The sequence below is a fragment of the Staphylococcus sp. TCBT05 genome (assembly GCF_055179755.1).
In genome coordinates this window covers 922,138-933,902 of the sequence record NZ_JBUQDQ010000038.1, presented here as the reverse complement: position 1 = coordinate 933,902, position 11,765 = coordinate 922,138, and the positions used below count along the sequence as shown (strand labels likewise).

The 11,765-nt window shown below is 32.6% G+C and carries 9 protein-coding genes and 1 pseudogene; 7 read left to right on the top strand and 3 right to left on the bottom strand.

The genetic code is table 11. The features are described from left to right. The first annotated feature begins 92 nt into the window (after positions 1-92). From ACY191_RS11455 to ACY191_RS11445, 3 genes are all read left to right on the top strand, one after another. Complete coding sequence (locus ACY191_RS11455; protein WP_267868253.1) at positions 93-221, top strand: hypothetical protein; 129 nt, start codon at positions 93-95, stop codon at positions 219-221. A gap of 339 nt (positions 222-560) precedes the next feature. Next, the gene (locus ACY191_RS11450) at positions 561-1,751 is read left to right on the top strand and encodes an ornithine--oxo-acid transaminase (protein ID WP_229367082.1); all 1,191 of its coding nucleotides are present in this window, start codon (positions 561-563) and stop codon (positions 1,749-1,751) included. Between the two features lie 108 nt (positions 1,752-1,859). Then, on the top strand, positions 1,860-3,104 hold the full coding sequence (locus tag ACY191_RS11445) for a Glu/Leu/Phe/Val family dehydrogenase (protein ID WP_042739785.1): 1,245 nt from the start codon (positions 1,860-1,862) through the stop codon (positions 3,102-3,104). Positions 3,105-3,353: 249 nt separating this feature from the next. Here the strand turns inward: ACY191_RS11445 and ACY191_RS11440 are convergent. The 3 genes and pseudogenes from ACY191_RS11440 to ACY191_RS11430 form a co-directional block, all read right to left on the bottom strand. Continuing rightward, positions 3,354-4,319 (bottom strand): annotated as a pseudogene (locus tag ACY191_RS11440) (glycerophosphodiester phosphodiesterase); the annotation flags it as partial. Between the two features lie 883 nt (positions 4,320-5,202). After that, the gene (gene argH / locus ACY191_RS11435; protein WP_229367083.1) at positions 5,203-6,582 is read right to left on the bottom strand and encodes an argininosuccinate lyase; all 1,380 of its coding nucleotides are present in this window, start codon (positions 6,580-6,582) and stop codon (positions 5,203-5,205) included. Then, complete coding sequence (locus ACY191_RS11430; protein WP_042739787.1) at positions 6,572-7,777, bottom strand: argininosuccinate synthase; 1,206 nt, start codon at positions 7,775-7,777, stop codon at positions 6,572-6,574. Before ACY191_RS11430 ends, argH begins: the two co-directional genes overlap by 11 nt. A gap of 348 nt (positions 7,778-8,125) precedes the next feature. On the opposite strand from ACY191_RS11430, the gene ACY191_RS11425 reads away from it, so the two are divergent. From ACY191_RS11425 to lepB (ACY191_RS11410), 4 genes are all read left to right on the top strand, one after another. Next, positions 8,126-9,457, top strand: coding sequence for a glucose-6-phosphate isomerase (locus ACY191_RS11425; RefSeq protein WP_229367084.1), 1,332 nt, complete (start codon positions 8,126-8,128; stop codon positions 9,455-9,457). 292 nt (positions 9,458-9,749) lie between these two features. Next, entirely contained in the window at positions 9,750-10,325 is a 576-nt protein-coding gene (locus ACY191_RS11420) for a TVP38/TMEM64 family protein (RefSeq protein ID WP_042739789.1), read from the top strand. 4 nt (positions 10,326-10,329) lie between these two features. Then, entirely contained in the window at positions 10,330-10,851 is a 522-nt protein-coding gene (gene lepB, locus ACY191_RS11415) for a signal peptidase I (protein ID WP_042739790.1), read from the top strand. An 18-nt stretch (positions 10,852-10,869) separates the two neighbouring features. Then, on the top strand, positions 10,870-11,445 hold the full coding sequence (lepB, locus tag ACY191_RS11410) for a signal peptidase I (protein ID WP_042739791.1): 576 nt from the start codon (positions 10,870-10,872) through the stop codon (positions 11,443-11,445). Positions 11,446-11,765 lie beyond the last annotated feature (320 nt).

Below are 11,765 nucleotides of genomic sequence, written 5' to 3'. Positions count from 1 at the left end.
TAGCATATCATCCAACCATAGCTTGATGACAAAGTTCTGTAAAAGTATATAATCAAGCACAGTAAATTATAATGATGAGGTGTTGGAAGCATATGAAACAAGCATTATATACAAAGACAGTTGTAACATTGATTCATAAACGACATAAGTTATATCAAGGTATAAAACATAAAAATGAATACAATCAATTACTTAATCAATGGAAATTAGTATTTAAATAAATTTTAAGTTTAATAATCATTAGAATTTACTATTATTTGAATGATTAATAATGCAATAAATTGCAATAAAAGTAAGTGGAAAATTTATTTGAGAATTTAATATTATGGTCTTGTGTTAAGTGTAAAGGTTGTGTCATTATATATGTAAGGGCTTTCACTGAATTGAACTGATTACAACAGTACTTGTCAAAGCTTTTTCCTAAATATTCATCTAGCGAACTGTGATGCAATAACTCTTTTTGAAAATAGTTTCAGTTTACGTTTAAATACGTTATGCTAGGAGTAAGTATTGTTAAAGAGTCAAAAAAGGCTCTTAAATTTAAACTAAGGGGAGATATCATGTCAAGATCAGAAGAAATCATTGAGTTAACAAACCATTATGGAGCATCAAACTATGTGCCACTTCCAATCGTTATTTCGGAAGCTGAAGGCGTATGGGTTAAAGATCCTGAAGGTAACAAGTATATGGATATGTTATCAGCATATTCAGCTGTAAACCAAGGTCATAGACACCCAAAGATTATTCAAGCGTTAAAAGATCAAGCAGATAAAGTTACTTTAGTTTCTCGTGCGTTTCATAGTGATAATTTAGGTGAATGGTACGAAAAAATTTGTAAGCTTTCTGGTAAAGAAAAGGCTTTACCAATGAACACTGGTGCAGAAGCTGTTGAAACAGCGTTAAAAGCTGCACGTCGTTGGGCTTATGATGTAAAAAACATTGAACCTAATAAAGCAGAAATCATTGCATTCAATGGTAACTTCCATGGTCGTACAATGGCGCCAGTATCATTGTCTTCGGAAGCAGAGTATCAAAGAGGATATGGTCCTTTATTGGATGGATTTAGAAAGGTTGATTTCGGTGATATTGAAGCAATTAAAGCCGCTGTAAATGAAAATACTGCCGCTATTTTAATTGAACCAATTCAAGGGGAAGCAGGAATTAACGTTCCACCAGAAGGATACTTAAAAGCGATTAGAGAGTTATGTGATGAGCATAATATTTTATTTATAGCAGATGAAATTCAAGCAGGATTAGGTCGTTCAGGTAAATTGTTCGCAACAGATTGGGATAATGTAAAACCAGATGTTTACATTTTAGGTAAAGCATTAGGTGGTGGCGTATTGCCAATTTCTGTTGTATTAGCAGATGAAGAAGTATTAGGCGTGTTTACACCTGGTTCACACGGTTCTACATTTGGTGGAAATCCACTTGCTTGTGCCGTTTCAAATGCTGCTTTGGATGTAATCGTAGATGAGGACTTACCAGGTCGTTCATTAGAGTTAGGTGAATACTTCAAATCAGAATTACAAAAGATAAATCATCCATCTATTAAAGAAGTACGTGGTAAAGGATTATTTATCGGAATTGAATTAACTGAAAATGCTAGACCATATTGTGAATCATTAAAGGAAAAAGGTTTATTGTGTAAAGAGACACATGATACGGTAATAAGATTTGCGCCACCATTGATAATTTCTAAGGAAGAATTGGACTTTGCACTAGAAAAAGTGAGAAGTGTATTCGAATAATTAGCGTTATGTAATATAAGTATTTAAAACACTTTAAAAAGAAAAATCTTATGTTACAATTAGCATGAAAGCGAAATCATTAGTAACGAAAAAGAGGCGAAATGGATCATGACTGAGAATAATAATTTAGTTACTTCTACGCAACAAATTATTAAAGAAGCATTGCATAAATTAGGTTTTGACGATGGCATGTATGATTTAGTAAAGGAGCCATTAAGATTCTTACAAGTAAGAATTCCAGTACGTATGGACGATGGTACAGTTAAGACCTTTACGGGTTATCGTGCACAACACAATGATGCTGTAGGACCAACAAAAGGTGGCGTCAGATTCCACCCTGATGTTGATGAAGAAGAAGTTAAAGCATTGTCAATGTGGATGACATTGAAATGTGGCATTGTGGACTTACCATATGGTGGTGGTAAAGGTGGTATTATTTGTGATCCACGTCAAATGAGTATTCACGAGGTAGAGCGTCTTTCTAGAGGCTATGTTCGTGCAATTTCTCAATTTGTTGGACCAACAAAGGATATTCCTGCACCAGATGTTTTCACAAACTCTCAAATTATGGCATGGATGATGGACGAATATAGTTCATTGGATAAATTTAACTCTCCAGGTTTTATCACTGGTAAACCGATTGTATTAGGAGGCTCACAAGGACGTGACCGTTCTACTGCATTAGGTGTAGTTATTGCGATTGAGCAAGCTGCTAAACGTAGAGGTTTAGAAATCAAAGGTTCACGTATTGTAATCCAAGGTTTCGGTAACGCTGGTAGTTTCTTAGCGAAATTCTTATTTGATATGGGCGCTAAAATTGTCGGTATTTCTGATGCTTATGGTGCGTTACACGATCCTGAAGGCTTAGATATCGATTACTTATTAGATAGAAGAGACAGTTTCGGTACAGTAACAAACCTATTTGAAGATACGATTTCAAATAAAGAATTATTCGAAATTGATTGTGATGTATTAGTACCTGCAGCAATTGCTAACCAAATTACTGCAGATAATGCACATGATATTAAAGCAGATGTAGTTGTTGAAGCAGCTAACGGACCAACAACACCAGAAGGTACACGTATTTTAACTGAACGCGGTATCTTATTAGTACCTGATGTATTAGCAAGTGCTGGTGGTGTAACAGTTTCTTACTTCGAATGGGTACAAAATAACCAAGGTTATTATTGGACTGAGGAAGAGGTTAATACGAAACTTCGTGAAAAGCTTACAACAGCTTTTGATACAATTTATGAATTATCACAAAACCGTAAGATTGACATGCGTTTAGCTGCGTATATTGTAGGTATCAAACGTACTGCAGAGGCTGCACGTTATCGTGGTTGGGCTTAATCATTATCTCGGTATGATTAGCTGTAAAGATAATTTAGACTAAAGTACAGTCATAAATATTTGTAGTTAAAGTAAGGGACAATTTCTATTGTAATTTAATAGAAGTTGTTCCTTTTTTATATCAAAATTCAGCACTGAATTTTTCTAATTGTATAGTTTAATATGTAATCTAAAAAGCCAACCTAAAAGATTACATTAATCTCATAGATTGGCAGATTGGCAATAGTGATCGTATTGTTATTGAATTATTTATTTACTTTCATCTACAACTTGTTTGTATACATCTGCATAGTTAGTGAAAACACCGTCTACACCATAGCTATTAAGACGCTCCATATCGGCTTTATTGTTTACTGTAAATGGATGAACTAAGAATCCCATTTCCTTTAAGTGTTGTACGTTATCTTTAGTTAAGTCAGAATATTCGGGACCTACACCAATTGCTGTGTTTTTAATACTTTCTAAATCTTGATCTGTAAGATTAGGTAATTCACCTTTGTCTAATAATCTTACAAGTGGTACGTCAGAATTTAGATTATGCATTTTTTCTAGACTTGCTTGTGAAAATGATTGAATCATAACATGTCCATTTTTTAAAGATTGATTTGTTAACATGTGATGTTTATCTAAAGTATCTAATAATTTTTCTTCCATACCAGGATACACATCAGGTGATTTTGTTTCGATATAATAGTTTGCATCTGTACCATATCTGTCTAAAATTTCATCTAGTGTTGGCACTTCTGCACCTTTATATTGCTCATCTGCGTATTCAGGATGTTGCTCATTGAATTTACTGCCAGCGTCTAATTTTTTCAGTTCCTCTAATGTATAAGAGTCAACTCGACCTGTACCATTAGTCGTTCTATCGACTGTTTCATCATGCATTGCTACAAGGTGCCCGTCTTTTGTCATTTGTAAATCAATTTCGATGTAAGATGCACCTAATTCATTATGACTCTTATCATAAGAATATAAAGTGTGTTCAGGTGCATAGCCACTAGCGCCTCTATGGGCGATTGTTGTAAACTTTTCTCCTGTTAAATTATGTATTTCCTTGTTTTTTGCACTTTTTTCTGTTGCTTCTGAAAGTGGTCTCGCAGAAGTTGAACTATTTTCATTTTTCTCGGTAGTTGTGTTATTTTGAGGTGATTTATTTACTTTGTCTTGTGGTGTGGGTGTATTTTGTTCTTGGTTATCAGATTCTGAATGGTTTTGATTCGCATGTTGTGATTTCTGTTGTGATTGATTGTCAGTTTGTTGCTTGGTATTAGCAGTTGTGTCTGATTGTTCAGGGGATGGATTAGTAGTTTCTGTAGTTGAATTGGTAGCACTTTGTGTTTGTTCTTGAGTGTTGTCTTGTGTTTGCTGTGTAGAATCATTAGGTGATTGTATTGTATTTTGCTTTTGTGTTGAATCCGTATTTTCATCTGCTTTAGCCATTGCTGTAGAAGCTAGTAAAGATAAAGATAAAGCTGTCATACTGGTTACCATAATTCTTTTTGCATTTTTCATAAGTGCTTCACTCCTTAAAATGAACTGTACACTGTACTTACCTTAGAATTTAATTGTTTAAACACTATTTACATTTTCTTTATTTTAAGTATAAAAAATTAATTATAGTTTAATAAATTAAATGTTTAAGAATAAAAGTGGTGTATTTAGGGTGATGAGGCACAATTTATAAATAGGTAATCGTAATATTTAGTATCAATAGAATGAAAATAATAAGGATAATGCTAGAACATAAATCCCCAGCATTAAGCCCATCAAAGATCAAAAATCTTTGATGGGCTTGTTATTTATATCAATACTACATATTGTTATTGCTCGCTTAACTAGAGGCTGGATCGAGCCTTGGTCTCGACACGCATCCTACTCCCATAGGTATTTCGTAAACAAAACGCAGTTCTTAAATGTTATTACTCCAATAAATAAGACACTTTATAATGAATTAATTGAAACAGCAATTATCTCTGAGATACAACAAGAAATGAATAACGAATTAAGTGACGAATATTTAAATAAAATCGCAAATTATCCATTTTATTTAAGTCTAGAAGACTAATGTCCCAGAGTTATCCTTAATTGTATAGTGTTATTCTTTATTTTTACTTTTTATAACTTTAAGTTGCTCTTTAACCGCTGCTTGACCAGTCGAGCCATAACTAATTCGACGGCTCACACAATTTTCAGGTTTAAGATAATCATAAATATCAGCTTCTATACTTGGGTGTGCTTGTTGATATTCAGTTAACGGTACATCTAGGAGGTATACATTATTTTGTATAGACCATAGCACAATTTTACCGACAATTTCATGCGCATTTCTGAATGGTACACCTTTGTTTACTAAATAATCTGCTAGTTCAGTTGCATTAGAGAAATCATTGTAGACAGTTGATTGTAACTGTTCAACATTAATAGTCATCGTATCAATCATACCTTCAAATATTCTTAACGAACCTTTAAGCGTATGCACTGCATCAAATAGACCTTCTTTATCCTCTTGCATATCTTTATTGTATGCTAACGGTAAGCCCTTCAAAGTCATCAACATGCTCATTAAATGACCAGTAGTTCTACCTACTTTACCTCTAATCAATTCAGCCATATCTGGATTTTTCTTTTGTGGCATAATTGATGATCCAGTTGAGAATGCATCTGATAAGGTAATAAAATTGGCTTCTGCAGAAGACCAGAAGATGATTTCCTCTGCAAAACGTGATAAGTGAACCATTGTTAACGAAATATTATGCAATGTTTCAACAATGTAATCTCTATCACTAACAGCATCCATACTATTTTCATATAAAGAACCAAAGTCTAATAATGATTGTGTTTCATGGCGATCGATAGGGTATGTCGTACCACTTAAAGCGGCTGCGCCTAATGGTGAAATATCAATACGCTTAATACTATCTTGGAAACGTGATTTATCACGCTCTAACATCCAATAATAAGTTAAGATGTGATGCGCAAATGAGATAGGTTGTGCTCTTTGTAAGTGTGTATAACCTGGCATGATTGTATCAATATTATCCTCTGCTACAGAAACGATGGTTGCTTGAAATGATTCAATTAAAGCGATTAGTTCAGTTACTTCTGATTTCGTATATAAGTGCATATCCGTCGCAACTTGATCATTTCTACTACGACCAGTATGCAATCTACCACCAGCGTCACCAATACGTTTGATGAGTTCATGTTCAATATTAAGGTGAATGTCTTCTAATGAAACATCTAAATCTAATTTATTTTGTTTATAATCAGCGAGTATATCGTTTAATCCTTGTTTAATTTGCTCACAATCCGAATTAGAAATAATACCTTGATTTGCTAACATAGTGGCATGAGCAATACTTCCTTGCACATCGTATTCAATTAATGCTTTATCGAAGTGGATGGAAGCATTGAATTCATCGACCCATGCTTCCGGTTGTTCACTAAATCTACCACCCCAAGCTTTATTGCTCATCGTGATAACCACCATGTAACATTGAATTTACTTGTGTAGGTAAGCCAAAGATATCGATAAAGCCGACTGCTGATTCTTGATTGAATGCATCTTCCTTAGTATACGTCGCTAATTTTTCATTGTATAAAGTATGAGGTGATTTTCTACCATTTACAATTGCATTACCTTTATATAATTTGACACGTACTTCACCAGAAACATACTTTTGTGTACTGTCGACAAATAATTTTAAACTGTCAGTTAAAGGTGAGAACCATAAGCCGTTATAAATTTGTTCTGCAAATTGTTTTTCAATAATTGGTTTAAAATGAGCAACATCTTTCGTCAATGTAATCGTTTCTAATGATTTATGTGCATTAACAATAACTTCTGCAGCTGGTGTTTCATATACTTCTCTTGATTTAATACCAACTAATCTATTTTCAACATGGTCGATTCTGCCGATTCCATGCTTACCAGCTAATTTATTTAAATATAAAATTAATTCACTTAATTTATAAGATTTGCCGTCTAACGCAGTAGGGATACCTTGTTCAAAAGTTAAGACAATTTCATCCGCTTCATCAGGTGCATCTTCTAATTCTTGAGTTAAATCATATGCATCCTTTGGAGGCGCAGCATAAGGATCTTCTAAGATACCGCATTCGTTACTTCTACCCCATAAATTTTGGTCAATTGAATATGGAGAGTCATGTTGAATAGGTACTGGAATGTTATGTTTAATAGCGTAATCAATTTCTTCTTCACGACTCCATGCCCATTCTCTAACTGGAGCAAATACTTTTAATTCAGGATCTAATGCTTTGATTGCCACTTCGAAACGTACTTGGTCATTACCTTTACCGGTACAACCATGTGCAATACCTACAGCATTTGTTTTATCTGCGATTTCAACTAATTTTTTTGAAATTAAAGGTCTTGATAATGCTGAGACAAGAGGGTAAGTGCCTTCATACATTAAATTACCTTTGATTGCATATGAAACGAAATCTTCACTGAACTCTTCAGTTGCATCAATGATATGACATTCGATTGCACCCATGTCTAATGCTTTTTGGTGTACTAATTCTAAATCTTTACCTTCACCAACATCTAAACAACATGCTACAACATCATAACCTTTGTCGATTAACCATTTCACTGCAACACTTGTATCTAATCCACCTGAATATGCTAATACTATTTTTTCCTTCATTATTTCCACCTCGGTTTAAAATTTGCTAATTATTTTTTAACTTTGTTTATTTGATAAAATCAGTATAACAGAAAGATAATGAAAATAAAACCACTTTTATACATAAATATACATTTTTATGAAAATTGTGAGTAGAAACTTTTATATCATATGACCTTTAACAATAAAGTATATCGCTTTTTATAGATATAATTGTAAATGTATATAAATGTGAATATAATGATATGGGAATTATTGCTTAGATGAATTAATTGTCACAATTATCGCAATAAATAGGCTAGTTGTTTGAATAGTAAAAATAAACTTAGTAAAATGATTTTGAAATCAAAAACACTGGAGGCAAAATAAATGACTCATATTCAATTAGATTATGGCAAGACTTTAGAATTTTTTGGCGAGCATGAATTAGAACAACAAAAAGATATTGTTAAAACAATTCATAAAACAATACATGAAGGTACAGGTGCTGGCAGTGATTTCTTAGGTTGGATTGACCTACCTGTTAATTATGATAAAGAGGAATTCTCACGAATTTTAGAAGCTTCAAAACGTGTTAAAGCAAACTCAGATGTATTAGTAGTAATCGGAATTGGTGGATCTTATTTAGGTGCACGTGCTGCGATTGAAATGCTAACACCATCTTTCAGAAATAATAATGATTATCCTGAAATCGTATTCGTAGGTAATCACTTATCTTCATCTTATACTCAAGAATTAATTGATTATTTAGATGGAAAGGACTATTCAGTAAACGTAATTTCTAAGTCTGGTACTACTACTGAACCAGCAGTAGCATTTAGATTATTTAAACAGTTGTTAGAAGACAAATATGGTAAAGAAGAAGCGAAGCAACGTATTTTTGCAACAACTGATAAAGAAAAGGGTGCCCTAAAACAACTTGCTACAAATGAAGGTTATGAAACATTTGTCGTTCCAGATGATGTAGGTGGCCGCTATTCTGTATTAACTGCTGTAGGTTTATTACCAATTGCAGCTGCAGGAATTGATATTGAAGCAATGATGAATGGTGCTGCTAAAGCAAGAGAAGAATTATCTTCAGATAATTTAGAGGATAACATTGCATACCAATATGCAACAATTAGAAATATTCTATATGCCAAAGGTTATGACACAGAAATGTTAATTAACTATGAACCATCAATGCAATATTTCAATGAGTGGTGGAAACAATTATTTGGTGAATCTGAAGGTAAAGATTTCAAAGGTATTTATCCTTCAAGCGCTAACTATACAACAGACTTACACTCATTAGGTCAATATGTACAAGAAGGACGTCGTTTCTTATTTGAAACTGTAGTTAAAGTAAATAATCCAAAACACAACATTACAATCGAAGCGGATCCAGATGACTTAGATGGTTTAAACTATTTAGCTGGTAAAACAATCGACGAAGTTAATACGAAAGCATTCGAAGGTACATTATTAGCTCATACTGACGGTGGTGTTCCAAATGTAGTTGTTAATATTCCACGTCTAGACGAAGAAACTTTCGGCTATGTTGTATACTTCTTTGAATTAGCTTGTGCAATGAGTGGATATCAATTAGGCGTTAATCCATTTAACCAACCTGGTGTTGAAGCTTATAAACAAAACATGTTTGCGTTATTAGGTAAACCAGGTTTTGAAGATAAGAAAAGAGAATTAGAAGAACGCCTATAATAGTAGAATACTGTTTGGTGAATCAATATCTTATAGAAAATTAAATAACTTTAAATTATAAGACAGGCAATTTCTATTTACGTTAGATAGAAATTGCCTTTTTTTGCCAATATCATTATTCGAAAGATTGTAAATCGTGTGTTACACATTATGAATGATACTAGCTTTTATAATATTAAAAAATTTATAGTACTTGAGACTGATTTATTGTAAAAAGAGGACATAATTGTTTTAAAAAACAGCATATAAACTTATAATTATTAAGTACAGTAAACTTTAGGGAATGGTGGTCATGACACAAGAGCAAGTCCAACATTGGTTTGATCTATTTGGGGATTTAGGTTATATTGTCGGATTTTTATTACCTTTTATAGAAGCATTTATACCAATTTTACCGATTATCGTGTTTGTAATTGTGAATGTAAATGCTTATGGTTTATTAATTGGTACGTTATTAGCTTGGTTAGGTACTGTGATTGGGAGTTATATTGTCTTTTTAATATTCAGAAGGTTAACACATACAAAATATATGCAGAAAATACAAAATCGTAAATCGGTACAGCGCTTAATTCATTTTATAGATAGACATGGTGTGATACCCATATTTATATTATTATGCTTTCCATTTACGCCGAGTGCGCTTGTCAATATTGTTGCTAGCTTGTCGCATATAAAAGCACATGTGTATTTATATGTGTTATTTGCATCTAAGTTAATCATGATAGGACTTATTGGGTGGTTAGGTAGCGATATTACCACACTGTTTACGAATCCATTTAGATTAATTATTGTAATCTTAATCATTGTACTGATGTGGTTTATAGGTCATCGTATTGAGAAACATTTTATGCATTCGTCAGAGGAGTGACAACATGCAACGGATACTAAAACATTTGATTTTAATTATCATTGCGATTATGATTGTAATATTAATCCAAGCGTTACTTGTTACAGGCTTTGTTGTAAAGGATAATCGGATGTCTCCGAATTTAAACAAAGGTGATAGAATTATTGTAAATAAGATTAAAAGCACTTTTAATTTATTAGAAAATAATGATATTATTATGTACCGTAACGGAAATCATATAGAAATAAGTAGAATTATTGGAAAGCCTGGTCAATCTATTGCTTATAAAAATGAAACGTTATATAGAGATGATAGAAAAGTAAATGAATCTTATAGTAAAGGGCAGCAGATAGAATCCTTATCATTAAGGCATATAAAACATTCAGAAGGTGATATTGTACCGCCGAATGCTTACTTTGTCCTAAATGATCAAAGAACAGATAAACAAGATTCACGAACATATGGCTTGATATCAAGCAAAGATATTATTGGTAATGTGAGTTTGAGGTTTTATCCTTTTAATAAATTCACAGTAGATTTTAACTAAATGGATGAGGTGTAAACATTGAGAAAAGAGATAATGGAATGGTTCGTATCGATTGTCGTTGCAGTAGCATTAGTATTGCTTATCATGAACTTTGTTGCGAAACCATATACTGTTAAGGGTGATTCTATGGACCCGACGCTTAAAGATGGTGAGCGTGTCGTAGTAAACTTATTCGGATATAAGTTTGGCGATATTAAAAAAGGTAATGTCGTTGTATTCCATGCAACAAAAGATAGTGATTATGTAAAACGTGTAATTGGTACAGCTGGTGATAACGTTGAGTATAAGAAAGATAAATTATACGTAAATGGTAAAAAAGTGGATGAACCATATTTAGACTACAATGAAAAGCATAAGCAATATAACTATATTACAGGTTCATTTAAAACTAAAGATTTAAATCAAGTTAACCAGAAAAATACCATTCCAAAAGATAAATTACTTGTCTTAGGTGATAACAGAGAAGTAAGTAAAGATAGTCGTTCATTTGGTTTAATTGATAAAGACCAAGTGGTAGGAAAGGTTTCATTTAGTTTCTGGCCATTAAATGAAATGAAATTTGGATTTGATCCAGATACAAATTATGATAAATAATGTGAAGAGGCAATTTCTATTGAATTTAGATAGAAATTGTCTTTTTCTATCTCTACAAATGTAAAAGTGATTGTCATATGTTGCTAACTTTATAATTCAAGGCACTGTTATTTTACACATTGATAATCAAACTGTTACATACAAGTACCTAGCAAATGCTTGTCCTTTCATTCAATATTTAATTGAGAGAGACTTTGAAGTTTAAATTAGTAAGTTAAATTATGATTGTTGAATGACTGATCATATAATGAACTTTGTTCTATAGATAATGGTTATTAACTTATAGCTTCAAATTAAACGTTATAGCAATTGGAGTAATT